Raw genomic sequence first — 21972 nt, 5'->3', positions numbered from 1 at the left:
ACACACTTTCTCTTTCTTGACTGGTCCCTTTTGCAGCGGAATCACTGGCCCTATATGCGTCGGAATCGATGGTCCCATATGGAGCGGAATATCCACTTATGGTCAGCATACTCCTCATAATTGAATATTTTCATTTTGGATATGGAAGCTGATTCCAGGGTAATTATTTTTGAATCGGTTCTGAATCCTTTGATATCAGTAAAGTATAATTCTTTGGTTTTAAAAATGTTGGTACGTATAATACTGTTTTCTGAAACGATTATCTTGCTTTTAAACATGTTAATCATGATAGCTAAAGCCACGGATACGGTCACAAAAAGTATTATGAAAAGCGCAGTATTAATATCACTGGGACGGCTAAAGAGAAATAACACAAAAGCAATCATCCCCAAAGCAATGATGTAATAGAAAATTTTATACCCTGTAGAAATGGGATATTCGCGGTTCATGTAAGGTCGGTTTTAAACGAACAAGATAACAAATTTATCTTACCTTCTCCACCCGCAATCCTACATCACTTACTTCATGCAGGGGGTTATCGCGCATGTTTTGCTCTATCTCGAAATGGTAATTGCCTTTGGAAGGGAATTTATAACCGGTTTTAAACGGCACCTGGTAGCTGTATAAATTGCCCGATCCTTTGCCCAGCCACTGGCCATCATGAGTGGCCAGTTTTACTTCGTAGCGGGTTACTTTTGGTTTGTCGCCACCCGATGATTGGTAGATCAGTACAAACAGGTTAGCGTATTTATAATTATCTGTTACCCGCAAATTGAGGTACAGGTTGTAAGCGGCGCTTTCATCATCAATCTTGCAATCAAACTTAGCCCTGTTCACGTACGACCAGTTATGATCGGCAATGGCCGTATTATTATCCATAACTGCCTTAGGATCGGTACAGCTACCCAACAGCATAAGGAGTAATGCACACGCTGCAGGGTAAAAGAATTTTAAAGCCCGTTTCATTATTGCTGGGTATCCGGTGGGGTGTTATTGTTTTTGTTTGGGTTATTTGGATTTGGGCGGTTTGGCCTGTTACGCCTGTTGTTATTTTCCTGCGGCGGTTTATTACCCTGCGCCTGCGGTGGCCTGTTACCCGGCTGTTGTGGGCGGTTTCCCTGTTGGGGTCTGTTACCCTCCGGGGTACCCTGCGCCGGTTTTTCGGCAGTTGGAGCAGTTCCCTGGCGTGGCTGGTTAGGCTGACCACCAGGACGGTTTTCGGCCGATGGACCTCCGGGTTTTTGGCCTTTGTTGCGATTTTTGTTATTGTTCTTCTTTTTATTGTTGTTATTACGGCTGCGCTCATCAAGCCTGGTTAAGCTATCCTGGCCAACCACATTTTCATAATCAAGTGCTTTTGCCGGCAGGTTTTCTACCTCCACCATTTCGCCCAGATCGGCAGGGATAACACCATCTTTATTTTGCTGCTGAATTTCCTTTACCTTGCTAATAGGCAACGGAACCCATGATTCTTCACGTGGATAACTAAACCACATGATCTTTTTAAAGATATCTGTTTTTTGCAAACGCGCGTCACCTTTTTCGGTTTTAAGTACGTTCACATTATCAGGGATATATTTTAGAGCATCCATGTAAGTATCCAGCTCATAGTTTAAGCAGCACTTTAACTTACCGCATTGGCCGGCCAGTTTTAGGGTGTTTAAGGATAGATTTTGATAGCGGGCAGCCGAGGTCGACACCGTTTTAAAATCAGTTAACCAGGTGGAGCAGCAAAGCTCGCGACCGCATGAACCAATACCACCCAAACGGCTGGCTTCCTGCCTCATACCTATCTGCCGCATCTCGATCCGGATGCGGAAGGTCTCGGCCATTTTTTTGATCAGTTCCCTGAAATCAACGCGGCCTTCGGCAGTATAATAAAAAGTAGCTTTTGTTTTATCGCCCTGGTAATCCACATCACTCAGTTTCATGCTCAGGTTAAGATCAAGTGCCAGCTTGCGCGATTTATGCATGGTTTCCCATTCCATATCTTTGGCGGCTTTCCACTTATCTACATCGGCAACGGTAGCTTTGCGGTATATTTTTTTAACCACATCGGCCTCTTTAACATGGCGTTTAACCATTTGCATGCGCACCAGTTCGCCGGTTATAGATACGTGACCAATATCATAACCACCGGTAGTGGCTTCAACGGCTACCAGTTCGCCGGCTTCCAGGTAAATATTTTCGCTGTTTAAAAAAAACTCCTTTCGTGAGCCTTTAAATTTCACTTCAATAACCGGAAACGGCTTATAATTTGTTGGCATGTCCATATGCGACAGCCAATCGTAAACATCTAATTTGCTGCAACCATTAGTAAGGCATGAACCATTACTTTTGCAGCCCGCAGGTGAACATCCGCCCCCTGTTGAGCAACTTCCACATCCCATAATTAATTCGGTATATATTGACTCCCCTGAGGGATGGTTTTTAAATTTAGTATTTTTATAATCTGTAAAGATACATCTAAAAATAAAATTTTTGGATTTGCATTTCTCTCTACATGATAATGCGCTTTTTCAAGCTCGTCACTTATGTATTGTGCTTTTGAAATGTCAAGCACGTTAGTCATTTTTTGTGCTGTTTCCAGCTCTTTTGCAGGCAGGTGTACCAAATTACCCGCCCCGGCCATCAGCAAACAACACTCGCGGATAAAGCTTATGCCGTAGCGTAAAAAGTTTTTTTGGTTTTCGCGGCCCATTTTGGAAAACTGATCAACAAATGTTAAAACCTCCAGTCCCTTGTTTGAAAAACAAAGGCGCAGCCATTGCACAAAAAGGTTATGGTAGCCCTTGTTGTCCTGTTGCAGCATGGTGAGGGCTTCGGTCAGGTTGCCATTGCTCAGGTAGGCTATTTCGGCCGCGGCATCATCCGTTTGGTTATGTTCGGTAAGCAGGTATTGTTTTACTTCCTCATAAGTGAGGCATGGAACTTTTATTAGTTGCGTACGCGACAGGATGGTGTTCAATATCTGATCCTGATTTTGTGCCACTAATATGAATAAAGTATTGGGTTGCGGCTCCTCAATAATCTTTAATAACGCGTTTCCTTCCTTGTCTAAATACTCGGGTAGCCAAAGGATCAGTATCTTATAAACCGATTCGAACGGCTTAAAGCTTAGTTTTTTAATAATCTGGTGGCACTCGGCAATGTTGATGTTGGCCTGTTTGTTTTCAGCATCGAGGTATCCGCGCCAGGTATCTAAACTCAGGTAAGGGTTATTTATAAAAGCATCGCGCCATTGCTCAATAAAGGTTAGCGCGGTATCGTCTTTATGTTTGGCAAAAAACGGGTACGAGAAATGCAGGTCGGGGTGCATCAGTTTTTGATACTTGCGACATGATGAACATACACCGCAGGAGTCGTCTTCCTGCTTATCCTCGCATGACAGATACTGAGCATAAGCAACAGCAAGCGCCAGGCTCCCCGATCCTTCGGGACCTAAAAACAACTGTGCATGGCTTACCCGGTTCTCTTTCACCGAGTTAACCAACCGTTGCTTTATCGCTGCTTGTCCTACTATATTCTTAAACTGCATTTGGTGCAAAATAGTGAAATAGTTTTGAGTAATAAGTATTGAGTTAATATTAGTACCCATAAAAGGGCTATTTTTACCAAATAATTAACATAATAATAAGTGCTGAGTTTTGGGCCCTGAGTTGAATCATCCTATAAATTTGCTTTGGAACTCAAAACCCATTACTTACCACGCACAACTAAAAACTACACATGGCCCGAATAATGGCTTTTGATTATGGTACCAAGCGCATAGGCATTGCGGTTACCGATCCGTTGCAGATCATAGCTACCGGGTTGGATACCATACACCCCCAATATATTGTTGATTACCTGAAAAAGTACCTGCAAACCGAACAGGTTGAACGCTTTATTGTTGGTGAACCCAAGCAGATGGACAACACCCCATCACAATCGGCCATACACGTAAAAGGCTTTGTTGGTTTGCTGAAAAGAACTTTCCCGGAGATTCCCATCGAAATGCTCGATGAGCGGTTTACCTCAAAAATGGCATCGGCTACCATTGCCCAAAGCGGCATGAATAAAAAAAACCGGCAAAATAAAGAACTGGTTGATACCATATCGGCGGTGATATTGCTGCAGAGCTACATGGACCGCAGATTGTTTTGATTGCGTTGATTTCGCTGATGCTTTGCGGGTGGGTAATGATTGCTTTGCTAAGGCGTTAGTGATTCTTGACCATGGATTATTTTGTTTAAGTTGATGCTTTGTAAGTAGTTAATGATTTATTGAGAGTTTTTGCTTTGTTGTTTGGCTAATTTGTGCTCGTTAGTGATGCGTTTAAACTCCAGGCTTTTTGAGCCAAAGTTTAAAAGTAGTCCCGTTTCTAATTTGTAAGCTTCCAGATAATTAATACCTGGGCCAGGTGTGCTTCGTCTAATTTTGATGTTGCCTTAATTTCTACCATCACGATATCGGAAACCAAAAAGTCAACACGTCTTTTGCCGATATCAATTCCATCATAATATATGGCCATTTCCAGTTCACGATTAAATATTAAATTGTGTTTTTGCATTTCAATGGCCAATGCTCGTTGGTAAATTATCTCTTGAAAACCATTGCCCAGTTCACTATGTACCTTCATGGCACAACCAATAATTTTACCGGTTATTTCGGAGTGCTTATAAATGGGTTTTACTGTTTCTTTCATTCAGAATAAGGTTAAAGGCTTAATTAATAAAGCTATAAAAATCAATCAATACCGAAGGAAAAATGATTACTAAAAAACAGAAAAGGCATCTTCAAAATCAAAAAAAGCAAGCGGCATGGTTGAAAAAATCAAATAAAATCAACTAATAATCAATGCGTTAAGAAAATAATCAACGAAATCAGCGTAATAAAACCCATCAACGGTTTATCTTTGCCCCATGGATATTCTACCCCATGGCCTGCAGGCATACTTAGATGACCATTGCGATCCTGAGCCGGAAGCATTGCAAAAGCTCAATAGGGAAACGCATTTAAAGGTGCTCCGTCCGCATATGCTGTCGGGACATTATCAGGGCCGGCTGCTCAGTTTTTTGAGCAAAATGGTACAGCCAAAACGTATTCTGGAAATAGGCACTTTTACCGGCTACTCGGCAATTTGCCTGGCCGAAGGGCTTGCCAAAGATGGCATCCTCCATACCATTGAAGTTAACCGCGAAATGGAGGATATCATCATTTCACACTTTAAATCAACAAATGTTGAAAATAAAATAAAACTGCATTTTGGCCAGGCAGAGGCAATTATTGCTGATTTAGAGGAAGATAATTTTGATTTGGTGTTTATTGATGCCGATAAAAAGAATAATTATACTTACTTTCAATTGGTCTTTGACAAAGTCAGATCCGGAGGATTAATAATAATTGATAATGTTTTGTGGAAAGGAAAGGTGTACGGCCCCGAAAATGATGCCGATACTGCAAACATCCGCAAACTAAATGACCAGATAGCTGTTGATAGCAGGGTAGAAAAATTTATCCTGCCAGTACGCGACGGGCTGCTGGTTATCAGAAAAAAATAAATTATGAAGAAAATCTTACTGATTACATCCCTGTTGATATCAACATTAGCTGTTTCAGCTCAAAAAAACACTTCACAATCTTATATCGAGAAGTTTAAAGATGATGCCATTCGCATCATGCACGAAACCGGGGTACCCGCAAGCATCGTTTTAGGTGTGGCCATGCATGAGTCGGGTTGTGGCAACAGCAACATCGCCCAAAAGTTAAACAACCAGTTTGGCGTAAAAGGCGGCGGCGGCGCGGTTTATACCAAACACAATAAAAAAGTACGCACACCCTACAAAAGATACGATTCGGTACTGGATTCGTTCCAGGATTTTGCCCGCATCATGACCGAGCGTAAGCAATTCAGTCACCTGGCTGATGCACTTACCCATTATGATTACTTAGGATGGGCGAAAGGCATTCAACGCAGTGGTTACGCCGGCAGCCGCAAATGGGCATCGCAGGTATTGGGTATCATTAAAAAATACGATCTGCATGACCTTGATGAGAAGCCCGTAGATTCAACTAAAACGGCCAATCAAACCCAATTAGCAGAAACAAAACAATAAATACATTAATAAATCTTACTTTGGCATATTTATTAATGCCACATACTAAGGTTTAGCTGTATGCAAAAACTATTTTATTTATTATTTATAACCGCGGTTTGCTTTAGCTCGTGCTCGTCACGGAAAGGAACTATCTCTAACGGTCAGGTTCGCCGCAATAATAACACGATAAAAAAAGACAATCGGGACGCCATCTCGAGCTACCAGTCTTACACTTCCCTATCCTATATTGAAAGGTTTAAAGCTATCGCCATTCAGGAAATGAACCAGAACGGCATACCGGCAAGTATTACCCTCGCACAGGGTTTATTTGAATCGGGCAGCGGTAATAGCGAGCTGGCCAAAGTGGCTAATAACCATTTCGGCATCAAGTGTACCCGCGACTGGACGGGTAAAAGTTATTACAAGGATGATGACAGCGCTAACGAATGTTTCAGGGTGTATGATAACCCCGATGATTCCTATCGTGATCACTCTGCCTTTTTAAAGCGGAAAAACTATGCGAAACTGTTTGAGCTGGATAAAAATGATTATGAAGGCTGGGCACGCGGACTTAAACAGGCGGGCTACGCGACTAATCCCAAATATCCCGACATGCTCATCAATATTATTGTACGCTACCACCTTGACCAATATGACCGGCCCGAAGGTGAAATAGCCAAAATTAAACGGGAAGACCGTGTGCTGTCGCAGATAAATGATAGCATAGGCAAACCCAATACAGACACGCTTACACAAACCCGGCCCGACGATAAAATATACACCGTTAAACAGGGCGATACACTATACAACATATCAAAACGTTTTGGAATAACAGTTGATGAACTAAAAGCGTTAAACAGTATAGCCGATGATCACATCGCTATAGGACAAAAGCTTGTAGTTGTGAAATAGCTGAGCGTATCAAGTAGTTAGTATCAAGTATCACGATTTCTTGTAGGGTATAAATATCATTTTAAAAGTCATGATACTTGATACTAACTACTTGATACTAAAAAAAGCTGTTAATTGTTGTTAAATAGTATGAGTAAGCAATGCCGAACGTTTATTTTTGGCGCCACCATGAAAATATGGATGCTTTTGTTTTTTTGCACATTATCTGTAACGGTTTTTGCCCAGCAAAAAACCATTGATGGTATTGTGTTTGATAAGGAAAGCAAAGACCGAATTGCAAAGGTAAATGTGCTAAATATCACCACCGGCAAATCGGTTTACAATACATTTAAAGGCGAATTTAAGATAGACGCCAAACCCGGCGACGTACTTGTTTTTACCAAATTTGATCATTACGCCGATACCCTGCAGGTACAAAATAATACCTCGCTGGCGGTTTACATGAAACGCACGGCCATACAGCTCAGGGAAGTTATTGTACGGGATACCATGCTTAGTCCGCAAAAACAATTGGAAGCCACCAAGCGGGATTATACCAAAATTTACGGATCATTGGATAACCATGACGTGCTTTCAGTTGCACCAGGCATGGGTGCGGGTATAGGCATTGACGCCTTATGGAATTCCCTGAGCCGCAGCGGCCGCAACGCCGAACACCTGCGCCAGATCATTGAACGCGACCATAAGCAAAACGTGATCGATTTCCGCTTTAACCGTACTTACGTTGGCAATATCACCCATTTAAAAGACCAGCAGCTTACCGATTTTATGCAGCGTTACCGCCCGGGCTACTATATGGTGACAACCGCAAGTGAATATGATTTTATAGCATCTATAAAGGCGAATTTAAGGCGATATTTACGGGCGCCCAAGGTGTATACATTAGCACCTCTGGTTACGCCCAAGGTGAAGGATTTGGGTACCCCATAGTATGAATATATCACGACAATTAAGATAGATCACGGCCAGAAACTTCAAAAAATTTAAAACTATCCTGCTGATTTTTTATTAATCTGTTAAAAAAGGAGATTTTTGCTTTAATTTGTCCACTATGATAAAAACCAGACTTGGCCTTCTTTTCCTGGTATCAATTACCTTCGGCATTTCGGCTAAAGCCCAGCAAACGGACACCCTAAAAAGAGACACCGTTAAAATAGATACCGCACAGATCAATAAACTCAGGATAGATTCCCGTAAAAATGCCATCCCTACCCGTGTAAGGCCGGTACAGTTGCAAAGGGCGCAAGTTCCGTTTACCATGCTTGATTATAAGGTGAATTATTGGAAAAAGGCTATTACTTTCGGGCTTAATTTTAGCCAGTCGGCCTTTACCAGTAATTATAGCGCGGGTGGTGTAACCGCGGTCGCCTTAGGTACAAATTTTATATATCATACCGAATACAATAAGGCTCCGTTTAGCTATGTATCTGAACTTAACCTTACCTATGGTGTATCAAAAAACAAAGGCCAGGGCAAACGTAAAACCAACGACCGTATTTATTTTGATAACAAGCTGGCATCGCAATTATCAGCACACTGGTACTTTTTCGGCGCGTTAACCTTTGAGTCGCAATTTGATAAAGGGTTTAACTATGTTGACCAGGGGAATGGTGTGATAGATGCGCAATATATCTCAAACTTCATGTCGCCGGGTTACTTAACGGAGTCGGTCGGTTTTGAGTACAAACCAACCACCTATTTCGATTTGCGTTTGGGTACAGGTACTGCAAGGCAAACCTTTGTTTTAGACAAAACCATTATCCAGCATCAGCCCGATAATTATGGCGTTGATTCCTTACATACCGTAAAAAACGATCTCGCTTTCCAGCTGGTTGCATTGTTTGATAAGGATATCATGAAAAATATTCACCTGAACACGCGTTATGCATTATTTATACCCTACGGACAATCGCTCAAATTTATAACCCATCGTGTAGACATGGTATTGGCGGCCCGTGTAAACCGTTTAATAAACGTTACCATAAATGGCACATTGCTATATGATAAGCACACCTCGCCAGATGCTCAGGCAACCGAAGGCCTTGCATTGGGCGTGTTGTACCGATTCCCGTAGCGATATAAACTAAATTTATATGTCAACAGCCCGGTTTCTCTGATCAGAGAAACCGGGCTGTTTCGCGAAAAAACGATTTGAGCCCCGAAAAAAAATCAATCATTTAATAGTCAGAAAATCACGACTTTTTAAATGTTAAAAAAACCGTCAATTTTTGTTCAAAATGGATCAAAACGAGTACTTTTCGGACTATTTTTGGTGTTTTTTAATCTTTTTTAATATAATTTTTGACTGAAAAGGGCACTTTAAAAAGGCTTAAGAACCCAATTCGGTGGTTAGCATCAAGCTATAATGTGCTGTCTAAATTAATTTAACGGATATATTTCAAAATCATACCTTTGTATCCTTTAAAAGAATAAAAGTTTTTTATCATAATGTTTGAAAATCTTTCGGATAAACTCGACAGGGCGTTCAAGGTCCTGAAGGGACAGGGAACTATTACTGAGATAAACGTGGCCGAAACCATGAAGGAAATACGCAAAGCCCTTCTGGATGCCGACGTTAACTATAAAACAGCCAAAGCATTTACGGATGATGTAAGGCAAAAGGCGCTGGGGCAAAACGTATTAACCGCGGTTTCGCCGGGCCAGTTGCTTACCAAGCTCATGAACGATGAGCTTGCCGAACTGATGGGCGGCACTACTGCCGAACTTAACTTTCCGGCTACGCCAACCATTATATTAATTGCAGGGTTGAACGGTGCGGGTAAAACCACCTTTACCGGTAAGCTGGCCAATTATTTAAAAACACAAAAAAACAAGAAACCATTACTGGTTGCTGATGATATTTACCGCCCCGCGGCTATTGACCAGCTGGAAGTTTTGGGCCAGCAGATAGGCATCCCAGTATATGCTAACCGCGAGTCGAAAGATCCTGTTGCTATAGCCCGCGAAGGTATTGCCCTGGCTAAACAGAACGGCCATAACGTGGTAATTATTGATACCGCCGGTCGTTTGGCTATTGATGAAGCCATGATGGTGGAGATTGAACAGGTAAAAGCCGCCGTAAATCCGCATGAGATCCTGTTCGTTGTGGATTCCATGACTGGTCAGGATGCGGTGAACACCGCCAAGGTGTTTAATGACCGCCTTGATTTTACCGGTGTGGTTTTAACCAAGCTTGATGGCGATACCCGTGGTGGTGCCGCGCTTTCTATCAAGTCGGTAGTTAACAAGCCCATTAAATTCATAGGTACAGGCGAAAAGATGGAAGCGCTCGACGTTTTCCACCCTGATCGTATGGCATCCCGTATTTTGGGAATGGGTGATGTGGTATCGTTGGTGGAGCGCGCGCAACAACAGTTTGACGAGAAAGAAGCTGCCGAACTGCAAAAGAAGATCCGCAAAAACAAGTTTGACTTTAACGATTTTTACAGCCAGATACAGCAGATCAAGAAAATGGGTAACATGAAGGATCTGATGGGCATGATACCGGGCGTAGGCAAAATGATGAAGGATGTGGAGGTTGATGATGACGCCTTTAAATCAATCGAGGCCATTATACAGTCAATGACCCCGTTTGAAAAAGCAAACCCCGAAACCATCAATCAAAGCAGACGCAGCCGTATAGCTAGCGGATCAGGTACCGATCTGCAGGAGGTGAACCGCCTGATGAAGCAGTTTGATGATATGAAAAAGGTAATGAAACAAATGAGCAACCCCGCAGCCATGGCCAGCATGATGCGCCGGATGCCGAAAATGTAGCTCCCAATCCCCTAAAAGGACTGGAAAATATAAAAGCTCCTGGTGAATAGCCAGGAGCTTTTTTGTTGCCTGGTACCCCGCAATGATGCGCTAAACGCTTCTTATAAAAATATTATCGAATGCGTGTAAATGCCCGCCTTTTTTGTAAACTTTAGCTTTTTAAATATTTAGTATGCTTTCCATTCCACATATCCGCAAAACTCTTGCTATTGCATTAACCCTTTCCGCGTTTACAGCCCAGGCCCAGATCCCCGGTTCATCCATTGATGTGCAGCACTACAACTTTGCCCTGCAGCTGAATGACGCTAATAATAATATCAAGGGCCAGGCCACCATCGCTATTAAATTTTTAAAAGACGCACCATCTTTTGAGCTGAACCTGATTAAAAAGAATAGTACCGGTAAAGGGATGTTAGTTTCGGCTATTACGGAAAATGGCAAAAAACTCAAATTTGTGCAGGATAGCAATGCGGTTACAATATATGCCGGTGCAAAGTTAAACAGCACTCATAATTACAAGATAAGTTATGCGGGTATCCCTGCCGATGGGCTCATTATATCAACTAATAATTATGGACACCGCACTTTTTTTGGCGATAACTGGCCCAATCGCGCGCATAACTGGCTGCCATGCGTTGACCATCCGGCAGATAAGGCCACGGTTGATTTTGTTGTTACCGCGCCTGATCATTACCAGGTTATATCCAACGGATTAAAAATAAAAGAACAGGCACTGCCTAATCATTTAAAGTTAACCCACTGGCGTGAGTCTGCCGTACTGCCTACCAAGGTAATGGTAATTGGTGTGGCAGCATTTACCATAGATCACCCAGGCGATGTGAATAAGATCCCGGTTTATACCTATGTGTTCCCGGAGGATAAAACAGTTGGGTTTAAAAGCTATGCTGTAGCTAAAGAGATCCTGCCCTTTTTTATAAATAAGGTTGGGCCATACAGTTATGAAAAACTGGCCAACGTGCAATCCAAAACCATATTTGGCGGCATGGAAAATGCCAGTGCCATATTTTACTTTGAAGAGTCGGTTAAATCACCGGAAATTGAAGAACTAATGGCCCATGAAATTGCCCACCAATGGTTTGGCGATGGCGCCAGCGAAAAAAGTTTCTGGCATCTTTGGCTTAGCGAGGGCTTTGCCACTTATATGACCAATTTGTACCTCGAAAATAAATATGGTGTGGATACCCTGAAAAAACGCTTATCGGACGATAGAAAGAAAGTACTGTCCTTCGAAAAAAAGCGACTTACCCCCGTGGTTGATACAGCTGTAAAAGGGCAGTATATGCAACTGCTTAACGCCAATAGTTATGAAAAAGGCGGCTGGGTATTGCACATGCTGCGCCGCAAACTGGGCGATGAGCTGTTTTGGAAAGGAGTGCGCAACTACTACGCCAAATACCGGGGCAGCAATGCCAATACTGATGATCTGCGCCAAATAATGGAACAAACCAGCGGGCAGGATCTGAAGCTGTTTTTTAACCAATGGCTGCGTACAGCAGGTCATCCTGATTTAAATGTAGCCTGGCATTATGATGCGGATAAGGGAACGGTTGATATCAGCATAGAGCAAAAACAGGATAACGTGTATGTGTTTCCATTGGAGATAACCATAGCGGGCCAGCTTCACACCATTACGGTAAATGGTAAAGCGGCTACGGCCCAAATCGCGGTGAAAGCAAAACCTGAAACCATTGTTGCCGATCCTAATGTTAACTTACTGGCCACATTTAATGTTATTGCAAATTAACTCATTGCAATAATATACTTTGTAACAAAATTGCTTGTCGCCCTTGATTTATAAGAATTTATAATTATCATTGTGTAATACCTACACAATGATAATTATAGAATAAGCGTCCGCTTTCGGCAGATATTTCTGCTAACAGTAACTTATCTGTAGTATCATTTTAGGTTGTTATTCAAGCTCCGGATAATCAATAAACCAATTATACTAAACCAGATAAGTCATGAAGAAAATCTCCACATTTTGGGCTTTTTTAGCCGTATGTCTGTTGCCCGTGTATGGCTATTGCCAAAGTAAAAGCGGCGATGATGCCATTGTTGCCGGTAATGATATTGCTGTAGCCAATACCGATAACGGACAGGTAGCGGGTTATATCCATAAAGGGATTTATACTTATAAAGGTATTCCCTATGCCACGGCAGAACGCTTTATGGCTCCTCAAAAGCCGGCTCCCTGGAAAGGCGTAAGAAGCTCAAGGGCGTACGGGCCGGTTTGCCCTACCGATGTAACAACACAGGTTAATGATCCGTCTGAATTTGCCTATCATCATGACTGGGGTTACAGCAGCGAAAAATGTCAGGTACTTAACGTTTGGACAAAGGGACTTAACGATGGCAAAAAGCGGCCTGTAATGTTCTGGATACATGGCGGGGGTTTTACGGCTGGTTCGTCTGTTGAGCTGCCATCTTATGACGGTGAAAACTTAACCCGCAAAGGCGATGTGGTGGTGGTATCTATCAACCACCGTTTAAATGTGCTGGGTTTTCTGGATATGTCTGCCTATGGCGATAAGTATAAATCATCGCCCAATGCGGGTATGCTGGATATTGTGGCTGCCCTGCGATGGGTTAAGCAAAATATAGCGCAGTTTGGCGGCGACCCGGATAACGTAACCATCTTCGGCCAATCAGGCGGTGGTGGTAAGGTATCAACCCTAATGGCTGCCCCATCTGCCAAAGGTTTATTTCAAAAAGCCATTGTACAAAGCGGTAGTTATGTGAACAATTTTTTGGATAATACGATTGCCAAAAGAGTCTCGGCCGCATTGCTGGAAGAACTGAATTTACAACCAGCACAGGCAGATTCATTGAAAACCGTACCGTACGACCGCTTATACGCGGCAAGTAAAAAAGCCATTAAAAAAGTATCGGATGTTTTAAAAGCCGAAGGTAAAAACCTCCCGGGCTTTGGTCTTGGATGGGGACCGATTCTTGATAATAATTTCCTGCCCTATCAGCCGGGCGACGCTGCTGCGCTTGCCCTGTCAAAAGATGTTCCGCTGTTGGTAGGCTCTACCAAAAACGAAATTTTTGCTTCGGCCATGAACCCTGCGCTAAAGGAATATTCTATGGATTCGATCAAAACCTACTTGCAAAAAACATACGGCGATAAAACGGATGCCTATATAGCCGAGGTAAAAAAGACCTACCCCAACAGCACCCTAAAACCAAGTGATTATGTGGATATCGATCTGCGTTTCAGGCCGGGAGTGATAAAACAGGCTAATGCCAAGTCGGCATCGGCTACGGCACCGGTTTATACCTACTTGTTCACCTGGCAATCGCCCGTGTTAGATGGTACGCTTAAAGCTATTCATTGCATGGATCTGGCTTTTCAGTTTAATAATATTGACCGTTGCGAAGAAATGACGGGAGGAGGTAAAGCGGCTTATACGCTTGCCAATCGTATAAGCCAGGCCTGGATAAACTTTGCTACAAAAGGCGACCCTAACAATAAAGACCTGCCCAGCTGGCCCAAATATACCGAGGCTAATGGAGCTACTATGATATTTGATAACCAATGTGAGGTAAAAAGCAACCCGGATAAAAACCTTTTGCAAATAGTGGCTGCAAAATAAGGGCTGATATTTTGGTTTTTTCTTTATTAACAAAGGTGGCTTGCAACAATTTCAATTTTTGCAGACATTGGCTATCTTTTTAATAAAAAAACATAAATAAATAATATTAATGAAGATTGACGCAATAATATTTTACAAAAATGCGTTTATTCCATATATAATATTTTTATATTAGCTAAAGCCAATTTATTAACCTTAAACCCCCAACATCATGAACACTGCAAGATTTTATAAATCCATGTATGTAAGCTTTTACAGGTGGAACTTTAAAAATTTCGGCCTGGTAAGCTTACCCCGCTTCAATTCACTTTTTGGTGTGAGTTTCCTGATGATCGTTTTATTAACCAATTTAATGCTGATCGCCCAGCTTTATTTAAGATCTGGCTGGTTTAATTTAAATGCAATATCGGGCACGGTTATACTTTTTGGGGCAGTGGGCGCTTTGCTGCTAAACTATTTTATATTGTTGAATAATAAGCGATTGAAAAAACTTAATGTCGCTTTCGAAAAAATGAGTAGGCGGCATCAAAATGCATGGTCAATAATGGTTCTGGCCAGCGTAATTGTTTCCTGTGGGTTTTTGTTGCTTGCTGATACAGTTAGATAGGTTTAAGAATCAACAGGTAGAATAAGAAATATACTTTTAATGATCGTTCGTGTTTCACGGACGATTTTTTTATATGAAGATTGCCCGTATCAAGTTTGTCTGAACTGCGATTCTCCTGATTTTAGGATTACCATGATTTATGATCAATAATAGAATATCTTAAAAACCATGGCTCATACAAAATTATTATTCCTTTATCACCTACATAAAAATATTTATCTTACGCTTTGATTTAAACTTATCACAGTGTTAGTTAAAACTTTTGGGAGTGCGGTTTATGGTATTGAGGCTATTACCATAACGGTTGAAGTAAATATAGCGGCGGGGACCAAATATTTTATTGTTGGCCTGCCCGACGTGGCCGTTAAAGAGAGTTATTTCCGTATCGAATCGGCCTTAAAAAATTGTAGTTTCAGAATGCCACGTCAGCAGGTAGTGGTGAATATGGCGCCGGCCGATATAAAAAAGGAAGGCTCATCATACGACTTGACCATCGCTACCGGTGTTTTAGCCGCCTCTGGCCAGATAGAACCCGAAAACCTGGACAAGTATATCATCATGGGCGAACTATCGCTTGATGGCAGCTTACAGCCCATTAAGGGCGCCCTGCCTATTGCTATACAGGCCCGAAAGGATGGCTTTAAAGGATTTATACTTCCCAAACAAAACGCCCGCGAAGCAGCCATTGTGAACGATCTGGAAGTTTATGGTGTGGAAAACATCAAAGAGGTGGCCGGATTTTTTAATGGCGATATTAACCTGGAGCCGGAGGTAGTAAACACCCGCGAGGAGTTTTACAACAGCCTGTGCAATTACGACAGCGATTTTAGCGAAGTAAAGGGCCAGGAAAATATTAAACGTGCGCTTGAAATTGCCGCCGCAGGCGGCCATAACGTGATATTGATCGGTCCACCGGGGGCAGGTAAAACCATGCTGGCCCGCAGACTGCCCTCTATTTTACCACCGCTAAGTCTTTATGAATCATTAGAAACTACCAAGATCCATTCCGTTGCCGGCAAACTGGCCGCGGCTGATGCCTTGGTGACTATAAGGCCGTTCCGATCGCCTCATCATACTATTAGCGATGTGGCCCTGGTTGGCGGCGGCGGCAACCCCCAGCCCGGCGAAATTTCACTGGCCCATAATGGTGTATTATTTTTGGATGAGCTGCCCGAGTTTAAACGCAGCGCGCTGGAAGTAATGCGGCAGCCGCTGGAGGAACGCAAGGTAACTATATCAAGAGCCAAATTCACGGTTGATTATCCATCGAGCTTTATGCTGATAGCGAGTATGAACCCCTGCCCTTGTGGTTATTATAACCACCCCGAAAAGGAATGTATTTGCCCGCCGGGGATGGTGCAAAAATATTTGAGTAAGATCTCTGGTCCGCTGCTGGACAGGATAGATCTGCATGTGGAGGTTACGCCGGTTAATTTTAATGAACTATCGTCAGACCGTGCCGCCGAAAAAAGCGAATTGATCCGTGAGCGGGTGATCAAAGCCAGGGAAATACAGATAGAACGTTTCGACAACCGCCCCGACTTGCATGCCAACGCCCAGATGAGCCCCCAAATGGTGCGCGACCTGTGTAAAATAGATGTAGCCGGACAAACCCTGCTCAAAAAAGCCATGGAAAAACTGGGCCTCTCTGCCCGGGCCTATGACCGTATCCTGAAAGTATCCCGCACCATAGCCGATCTTGCCGGCAGTGAAGAAATTAAACTGGAGCATTTGGCCGAGGCGATACACTTTAGGAGTTTGGATAGAGAAGGATGGGCTGGATAGAATTGGGGAGACAGAGTCTCCAGGCATAGGAGGCTAGTTTTGGAAACTACGGATAGCGGGGTAAAGGGAAAATTACAATGTACATCACAAGCGAATAATAATATAAATCACAATGTCAAAACGCGAGCAATACGGTTTATTATTCAATAAAATTAAGCTATCAAATGGAGAAATAGCAGTTGTAATTACTGAGAAAACCCCAGGGGGAGATAATTCTGTTTTAACATTTATGCGTGGATTAAGCAGGCCAGAATGTGAAAGTTTTATCAATGACTTAAATAGCTGTATTAATGATCATGGCAACGTAGATGAAGGTTTCTTTTCAGATAGTGTAGAACAGATGAGTATTTTGTATCAGTATCCAAACATTAATATTGACGACGGACTAATTATTCCAATGCAAGAAATGAAGTCTTTATTGGAAGAATGGCTATTGTTCATAAATTAAATACCCCCGCTGCCGCGAGCTTGTAGCTCGTGGTAAAAATGGTTTCAGCTTTCAGCTGAAATGTAAGCCGGAGGCTTACCACATGATCTCCACGAGTTACGCTACGCTAAACTCGCGGGAGCGTAGAGCCAGAAATTGAGCCCCGCACAAAACAAAAACTATAAATAATTACTTTATGAGAAGATCACAAGGCGAAACGCTTGCAGCAGCGAGAGGGCGTGCCCTTGTGATAGATTTACTATTTTTGACACCACATGAGGAAAATTCATCAATATATCAGAGAAACCATCCTAAAGATGATAGATTTCTTTTATACCCCATTTAAAAAATACATCCCATTACATACTTTTAGATATGCGGCCTGTGGTGGGGGTAATACAGTATTGGATATTTTCCTCTTTTCGTTAAGCTATAATTTTATTTTTAAAAAGCATGATGTGTCTTTAGGGCTTTTTACATTGAGCCCGCACATTGCATCTCTGTTTTTGGCATTAAGTATTTCCTTGCCGTCCGGGTTTTATCTTAACCGTTATATTGTATTTCAGCAATCAGGGTTACGGAGAAGAAGCCAGTTTGCCAGGTACATTATGGTTACTACCATTTGTATTTTTCTCAACTATGTTTTTCTGAAACTATTTGTTGATTATTTAGGCTTTTATCCAACACCGGCTAAAATTATTACAACTTTATTGGTTGTAGTTTTTAGTTACACAAGCCAAACCTATATATTTTTTAAAAGAAAGCCTAAATCAGAGACCAGAGAGACAAGTTTAGAGAGACAATAACCGAATTGAGCGGCCATTTTTAAAATAAGAAGAGAGGGTTTCTAATGCGTCTTTCAATGCTTGTGCAAAGGTGGAAGGATAATTACTGGTGTTCAGTATCTTCTAACAATTCTTTATACTTTTTCAGGGTATCTTCCGGGCCTTCAATGTTATCCCAAACTTCGTTAACAACATTATAAAAATCGGTAGGTTTTATATCACCATTACAAGTAAAGGCATTGCCACGGGTAGTAATTAAACAGTAGCTATCTGCTTTTAATACGGCAGCAAATGCCTTAAATGCAAAAAGGAAATTTTTCATTTATTAGTTATTAACTGTTAAACTCACTGTTATACGCAGAATCCCGTGTAAATTGTTCTAAGAAATACGATAAAATCTGTAAAATATTATTCAAACCTGTATTAAAAATCAAATACTTAGCAAAAAAGCATTTAATTTTTAATACAGATAGGAAACAACATTATTTTGCCAGCCAAAATTGCAGGGAATGCAAATTATAACCACCCTTGTCAGCATTAACCCTAAGCTTGTTACTGCCAGCTTTTAAATGGATATTCTTTACCGTAATTACCTGCCATTTTTTAAGGCCGCCGGTATTCGGGATCTCTTTAGTTGCTGAAGTATTTGCAGTTTCAAGAGACAGTTTAGCATCATTTGTATCAGAGGCCACTTTTAAGCTAACCGAGTAAACTCCCGGTATTTTTACCTGCAGGGTGAATTGCAGCCATTCGCCGGTTTCAATATGATCAACATAATAGCTGTTGTAGGCGGTCGAGTCTTTGCTGATGTCCACACCGTCGTTACGATAAACGCGGCTAGCATTGCCTTTGCCATATTTACCTGTTGATACATGATAATCGGCAGTATCGGTGTCAAAATAAGCAATGCCATTGCGGCCCAGGTCATAATCAACGGCATTAATGATGGTCCCGTTTTTAACCTTATTGGCTTTAAACGGTTTGGAAGCCGCCGAAAATGGTTGCCTGAAAATAGCATCAATTACATCATGGTGAATAATGGCATTCTCCAATTTGGCGTAGGTGGCCATTTCGAGTGTGCCACTATATACATTGCTCTCTTTGGGTTTATGTTTACCGGTATTCAGGTAATTGGTAACATCATCATAATTCAGGTTTGATTGTATTTCGATAGGATTGTTGTTCCCCATCTTTTTCAATGGCCATAAAGCCCAGCCAATGTTGTTCTTCTCTAAAAGTCGAATGGCTTCTGTAAGCCAAACATTGGAGTTTTCGCCGGTTTCGCCAAGCCATACGGGAACATTGTACTGGTCGCGGGTTTTAATGATGTGTTCAATTGATTTTTGATCATTATAATTCCAGTATTTGTGAAAGCTGAGCACCATATTCTTATCCCATGGGGGTAATATGCCGTTGTAATTATTACCCCAGCCATTACCTTCAATAATAATGATGTGCTTTTTATCAACCTCACGGATGGCGGTTGTAATATCAACCATCAGTTTTCTTAGTGGCGCGTTGGTTTTTTCCTTTAAGCCGTTCTTGTCATTTTCCGGATCATCAAAACCCCAGTTTGGTTCGTTAATAATATCGTAACCGGCAATATTGGGTTCGTTTTTATAGCGGTCGGCCAGTTTGCGCCAAAGAGCTATCATTTTTTGCTTGTTAGCTTCACTATCCCATAAAGAAGGATTATCGGTATTACGGTCCGATATATTCAAGTCATTGCCCTGACCACCCGGAGCGGCATGAAGGTCAAGTATCAGGTACATATGATTGGCCTTGCACCAGGTCAGCAGATCGTCGGTCATTTTAAAACCTTTGTCAATCCAGGTGTTTTGCCCGGCAACAGGTTCTTTTTCAATGGGCAGCGTGTACAAGTTATAGTGCATAGGCAACCGCACTGAGTTAAAGCCCCAGCGGCGCATGGAGTCGATATCTATTTTGCGGGTATTGTTGGCCAGCCAGGTATCATAAAACTCCTTTGTTTCGGCCAGCCCCATCAGTTCTTCCAACCGCTCGCGTATGCGGTACTGGCGACTATCCTTATTAACATGCAGCATGTAACCCTCCTGCAGCATCCAGCCGCCAAGGCCCATGCCGCGCAACAACACATTTTTGCCGTTTTGGTCAACTATCTTTTTGCCATCGGCCCTTAAAAAGCTTTGGGCATTGCTTTGTTGTGAAATAAAGGAAACAGCCAGAGTCATTAACAGAACTTTTACCGGCGACTTTAACATTATATTTTTAAAAGTATGTAGTAACATGATATACTTAGGTTATTGATGAACAAATATTGTTTTTACCAGATATAAGTACCAACCGATCCTTTATCTAACGTAGCGGCTATCACTTTGCCCAGGTATTGGATATTAAAATCCTGAGATGCGTCACTGGTGTTGGCCACAATTAAAACCTTTTTACCATCGGGCGTTTTAAAGGCCACGTTAGGCAAATTACCTGAGTTGTTAGAGGCAATACGGACCGAGCCTGGCCGAACAAACTTAGATGCATGTGCTATGGAATAGTAAGCGATATTTCTTTTTACGGCATCCTTATCAATAGTCACAGCGCCCTGGCATGACGGGCAGCCGCCCCTGTCAGTATAAGGTTTATAATCCGGATCGGCGGCCAGGTTCCACTCCAGTACATTACGGCTCCAGTTGCGGGTAGCGCCAATGATAAGCCTTTTAACCGGCGATACAATATTAATGGTAGCGCTGTTTTCGCGCTCAACAACCATTTGCTCGGTAAAATAAAGGTTTTTATCCGGGTGGGCGTTGTGCACATCTGTTAAGGCCTCAATATCGCCGCCATATAAGTGAAAGCCAGAGCCATCAATATATTTACGGGCGGCCGGGTCATTTAAAATAGAGATAGGATAATCGGGCCTGTCGGCATTGTGGTCATAAATAATTATTTTGGTACGGATGCCCGCCGCTTTAAAAGCCGGACCGAGGTTGTTTTTAATAAACGCGCCCTCATCTGGCGCTACGAGTAATAAACTTGGGTTGTTGCCCGGATGCAAAGGCTCGTTCTGAATGGTAATGGCATCAATAGGTATGCCCTGAGCCTTCATACCCTGTATGTATTTTACCAGGTATTTGGCGTAAACGCTATAATATTCTGGTTTTAACCTGCCGCCGCGGGTATCGTTATTGGTTTTCATCCATGCTGGTGGCGACCAGGGTGATCCTAATATTTTTATGGCCGGATTTATGGCCAGGATCTGTTTCATTACCGGGATCACATCCTGCTTGTCGGGACCCAGATCAAAATGTTTCAGCGTGGGGTCGGTTTGGCCGGCGGGCATATCATCATATGAAAACACTTTCTCGTTCAGATCTGAGGCGCCAATACTCAACCGGATGTAACTAACACCGATATTATTATCGCTGGTGGCAAACAGTTCCTTTAAAAGGGCGGCCCGGCTATTGGCGCTCATGCGGATGATGTGCATGGCGCTGCCTCCTGTTAAGGCAAAACCAAACCCGTCAATTGGTTGGTAGGTTTGCTTATCATTAATATTTATGGTAAAGTTGCTGCCGCTTGCAGGTTTAAAGATCAGGGCGTCTTTTTGCTTCTCAAACAAAACAGACCTGTCGGCTTTAGTTAGCCACAGACTGGCCTGCGCATTCTTTTGCGCGTTAACAGTGGTTACGGCGCCCAATAGCAGGGGCCACAGTAAAAATCGGATATTTTTGTTCATACGTTAAAATTTAGCAGTAGTGCATGAAGCAACCTGGTTTGATACGGTTATAATAGGATAGGTAAATTTATTATTGTTTTTAATAAAAAGGCACATAAAATATTGAGTAACTAATATATTACCAAAGTGTAATATATACACCATTAAAAATCCGCGATGTTAGTAAAAAAGGACTGTGACAAGCAGCATTGGCGTTATCAGAAAAATGATTTAATTCATTACTGATAAACAATTAGTTGATTCATTGCTTGTATTATCAGGACTTTAAAA

The 21972-nt window shown here is 42.2% G+C and carries 20 protein-coding genes; 13 read left to right on the top strand and 7 right to left on the bottom strand.

Translation table 11 applies throughout. From position 1 onward, the window contains the following. Nucleotides 1-483: 483 nt before the first annotated feature. The 3 genes from M2273_RS18445 to M2273_RS18435 are packed head-to-tail and all read right to left on the bottom strand — an operon-like array spanning nucleotide 484 to nucleotide 3598. Complete coding sequence (locus M2273_RS18445; RefSeq protein ID WP_429399230.1) at nucleotides 484-966, bottom strand: gliding motility lipoprotein GldH; 483 nt, start codon at nucleotides 964-966, stop codon at nucleotides 484-486. After that, nucleotides 966-2390, bottom strand: coding sequence for a regulatory iron-sulfur-containing complex subunit RicT (ricT, locus tag M2273_RS18440; protein WP_429399229.1), 1425 nt, complete (start codon nucleotides 2388-2390; stop codon nucleotides 966-968). The genes M2273_RS18445 and ricT overlap by 1 nt, the downstream gene beginning before the upstream one ends. Nucleotides 2391-2392: 2 nt before the next feature. Continuing rightward, nucleotides 2393-3598 (bottom strand): ATP-binding protein, encoded by a 1206-nt coding sequence (locus tag M2273_RS18435; RefSeq protein ID WP_429399228.1) that lies wholly within the window; start codon nucleotides 3596-3598, stop codon nucleotides 2393-2395. A 131-nt stretch (nucleotides 3599-3729) separates the two neighbouring features. On the opposite strand from M2273_RS18435, the gene ruvX reads away from it, so the two are divergent. After that, nucleotides 3730-4146: a Holliday junction resolvase RuvX gene (ruvX, locus tag M2273_RS18430; protein ID WP_429399227.1), complete on the top strand. Its 417-nt coding sequence runs from the start codon at nucleotides 3730-3732 to the stop codon at nucleotides 4144-4146. Nucleotides 4147-4363: 217 nt separating this feature from the next. Here the strand turns inward: ruvX and M2273_RS18425 are convergent, their stop codons facing one another. Continuing rightward, entirely contained in the window at nucleotides 4364-4687 is a 324-nt protein-coding gene (locus tag M2273_RS18425; protein ID WP_429399226.1) for a GxxExxY protein, read from the bottom strand. 217 nt (nucleotides 4688-4904) lie between these two features. Here M2273_RS18425 and M2273_RS18420 point away from each other — a divergent pair, with 217 nt between their 5' ends. The 12 genes from M2273_RS18420 to M2273_RS18365 all read left to right on the top strand — a co-directional run bounded on the left by M2273_RS18420 (nucleotide 4905) and on the right by M2273_RS18365 (nucleotide 18014). Then, nucleotides 4905-5543 carry an O-methyltransferase gene (locus M2273_RS18420; protein WP_429399225.1) on the top strand — a complete coding sequence of 213 codons (639 nt, stop codon included), beginning with the start codon at nucleotides 4905-4907 and terminating at the stop codon, nucleotides 5541-5543. Between the two features lie 3 nt (nucleotides 5544-5546). Then, on the top strand, nucleotides 5547-6098 hold the full coding sequence (locus tag M2273_RS18415) for a glycoside hydrolase family 73 protein (protein ID WP_429399224.1): 552 nt from the start codon (nucleotides 5547-5549) through the stop codon (nucleotides 6096-6098). 60 nt (nucleotides 6099-6158) lie between these two features. Beyond that, a complete protein-coding gene (locus M2273_RS18410) occupies nucleotides 6159-6992 on the top strand; it encodes a glucosaminidase domain-containing protein (RefSeq protein ID WP_429399223.1) in 834 nt (277 codons plus the stop codon). 129 nt (nucleotides 6993-7121) lie between these two features. Beyond that, nucleotides 7122-7922, top strand: coding sequence for a hypothetical protein (locus M2273_RS18405; protein WP_429399222.1), 801 nt, complete (start codon nucleotides 7122-7124; stop codon nucleotides 7920-7922). 121 nt (nucleotides 7923-8043) lie between these two features. Continuing rightward, the gene (locus M2273_RS18400; protein ID WP_429399221.1) at nucleotides 8044-9066 is read left to right on the top strand and encodes a DUF3078 domain-containing protein; all 1023 of its coding nucleotides are present in this window, start codon (nucleotides 8044-8046) and stop codon (nucleotides 9064-9066) included. 374 nt (nucleotides 9067-9440) lie between these two features. Then, the gene (gene ffh, locus M2273_RS18395) at nucleotides 9441-10769 is read left to right on the top strand and encodes a signal recognition particle protein (RefSeq protein ID WP_429399220.1); all 1329 of its coding nucleotides are present in this window, start codon (nucleotides 9441-9443) and stop codon (nucleotides 10767-10769) included. 172 nt (nucleotides 10770-10941) lie between these two features. Further along, a complete protein-coding gene (locus M2273_RS18390) occupies nucleotides 10942-12534 on the top strand; it encodes a M1 family metallopeptidase (RefSeq protein ID WP_429399219.1) in 1593 nt (530 codons plus the stop codon). A 220-nt stretch (nucleotides 12535-12754) separates the two neighbouring features. Then, complete coding sequence (locus M2273_RS18385) at nucleotides 12755-14389, top strand: carboxylesterase/lipase family protein (protein ID WP_429399218.1); 1635 nt, start codon at nucleotides 12755-12757, stop codon at nucleotides 14387-14389. Between the two features lie 211 nt (nucleotides 14390-14600). Continuing rightward, on the top strand, nucleotides 14601-14996 hold the full coding sequence (locus M2273_RS18380) for a hypothetical protein (protein ID WP_429399217.1): 396 nt from the start codon (nucleotides 14601-14603) through the stop codon (nucleotides 14994-14996). A gap of 246 nt (nucleotides 14997-15242) precedes the next feature. Further along, nucleotides 15243-16781, top strand: coding sequence for a YifB family Mg chelatase-like AAA ATPase (locus M2273_RS18375; RefSeq protein ID WP_429399216.1), 1539 nt, complete (start codon nucleotides 15243-15245; stop codon nucleotides 16779-16781). 112 nt (nucleotides 16782-16893) lie between these two features. Next, nucleotides 16894-17229, top strand: coding sequence for a hypothetical protein (locus M2273_RS18370; RefSeq protein WP_429399215.1), 336 nt, complete (start codon nucleotides 16894-16896; stop codon nucleotides 17227-17229). A gap of 254 nt (nucleotides 17230-17483) precedes the next feature. Beyond that, nucleotides 17484-18014, top strand: coding sequence for a GtrA family protein (locus M2273_RS18365; protein WP_429399214.1), 531 nt, complete (start codon nucleotides 17484-17486; stop codon nucleotides 18012-18014). 82 nt (nucleotides 18015-18096) lie between these two features. Here the strand turns inward: M2273_RS18365 and M2273_RS18360 are convergent, their stop codons facing one another. The 3 genes from M2273_RS18360 to M2273_RS18350 all read right to left on the bottom strand — a co-directional run bounded on the left by M2273_RS18360 (nucleotide 18097) and on the right by M2273_RS18350 (nucleotide 21702). Next, on the bottom strand, nucleotides 18097-18315 hold the full coding sequence (locus tag M2273_RS18360; protein ID WP_429399213.1) for a hypothetical protein: 219 nt from the start codon (nucleotides 18313-18315) through the stop codon (nucleotides 18097-18099). Nucleotides 18316-18475: 160 nt separating this feature from the next. Beyond that, on the bottom strand, nucleotides 18476-20260 hold the full coding sequence (locus M2273_RS18355; RefSeq protein WP_429399212.1) for a cellulase family glycosylhydrolase: 1785 nt from the start codon (nucleotides 20258-20260) through the stop codon (nucleotides 18476-18478). A gap of 35 nt (nucleotides 20261-20295) precedes the next feature. Beyond that, a complete protein-coding gene (locus M2273_RS18350; RefSeq protein WP_429399211.1) occupies nucleotides 20296-21702 on the bottom strand; it encodes a glycoside hydrolase family 30 protein in 1407 nt (468 codons plus the stop codon). Nucleotides 21703-21972: the final 270 nt, after the last annotated feature.

It is taken from the genome of Mucilaginibacter lappiensis (genome assembly GCF_050433765.1).
Classification (GTDB): Bacteria; Bacteroidota; Bacteroidia; order Sphingobacteriales; family Sphingobacteriaceae; genus Mucilaginibacter; species Mucilaginibacter lappiensis_A.
This window is presented reverse-complemented; position numbering and strand designations above follow the sequence as displayed.

Coding starts and splice junctions, on each gene's coding strand:
- M2273_RS18445 (WP_429399230.1), bottom strand. CDS start 966: ATGAAACGGGCTTTAAAATTCTTTTACCCTGCAGCGTGTGCATTACTC.
- ricT (WP_429399229.1), bottom strand. CDS start 2,390: ATGGGATGTGGAAGTTGCTCAACAGGGGGCGGATGTTCACCTGCGGGC.
- M2273_RS18435 (WP_429399228.1), bottom strand. CDS start 3,598: ATGGGTACTAATATTAACTCAATACTTATTACTCAAAACTATTTCACT.
- ruvX (WP_429399227.1), top strand. CDS start 3,730: ATGGCCCGAATAATGGCTTTTGATTATGGTACCAAGCGCATAGGCATT.
- M2273_RS18425 (WP_429399226.1), bottom strand. CDS start 4,687: ATGAAAGAAACAGTAAAACCCATTTATAAGCACTCCGAAATAACCGGT.
- M2273_RS18420 (WP_429399225.1), top strand. CDS start 4,905: ATGGATATTCTACCCCATGGCCTGCAGGCATACTTAGATGACCATTGC.
- M2273_RS18415 (WP_429399224.1), top strand. CDS start 5,547: ATGAAGAAAATCTTACTGATTACATCCCTGTTGATATCAACATTAGCT.
- M2273_RS18410 (WP_429399223.1), top strand. CDS start 6,159: ATGCAAAAACTATTTTATTTATTATTTATAACCGCGGTTTGCTTTAGC.
- M2273_RS18405 (WP_429399222.1), top strand. CDS start 7,122: ATGAGTAAGCAATGCCGAACGTTTATTTTTGGCGCCACCATGAAAATA.
- M2273_RS18400 (WP_429399221.1), top strand. CDS start 8,044: ATGATAAAAACCAGACTTGGCCTTCTTTTCCTGGTATCAATTACCTTC.
- ffh (WP_429399220.1), top strand. CDS start 9,441: ATGTTTGAAAATCTTTCGGATAAACTCGACAGGGCGTTCAAGGTCCTG.
- M2273_RS18390 (WP_429399219.1), top strand. CDS start 10,942: ATGCTTTCCATTCCACATATCCGCAAAACTCTTGCTATTGCATTAACC.
- M2273_RS18385 (WP_429399218.1), top strand. CDS start 12,755: ATGAAGAAAATCTCCACATTTTGGGCTTTTTTAGCCGTATGTCTGTTG.
- M2273_RS18380 (WP_429399217.1), top strand. CDS start 14,601: ATGAACACTGCAAGATTTTATAAATCCATGTATGTAAGCTTTTACAGG.
- M2273_RS18370 (WP_429399215.1), top strand. CDS start 16,894: ATGTCAAAACGCGAGCAATACGGTTTATTATTCAATAAAATTAAGCTA.
- M2273_RS18365 (WP_429399214.1), top strand. CDS start 17,484: ATGAGGAAAATTCATCAATATATCAGAGAAACCATCCTAAAGATGATA.
- M2273_RS18360 (WP_429399213.1), bottom strand. CDS start 18,315: ATGAAAAATTTCCTTTTTGCATTTAAGGCATTTGCTGCCGTATTAAAA.
- M2273_RS18355 (WP_429399212.1), bottom strand. CDS start 20,260: ATGTTACTACATACTTTTAAAAATATAATGTTAAAGTCGCCGGTAAAA.
- M2273_RS18350 (WP_429399211.1), bottom strand. CDS start 21,702: ATGAACAAAAATATCCGATTTTTACTGTGGCCCCTGCTATTGGGCGCC.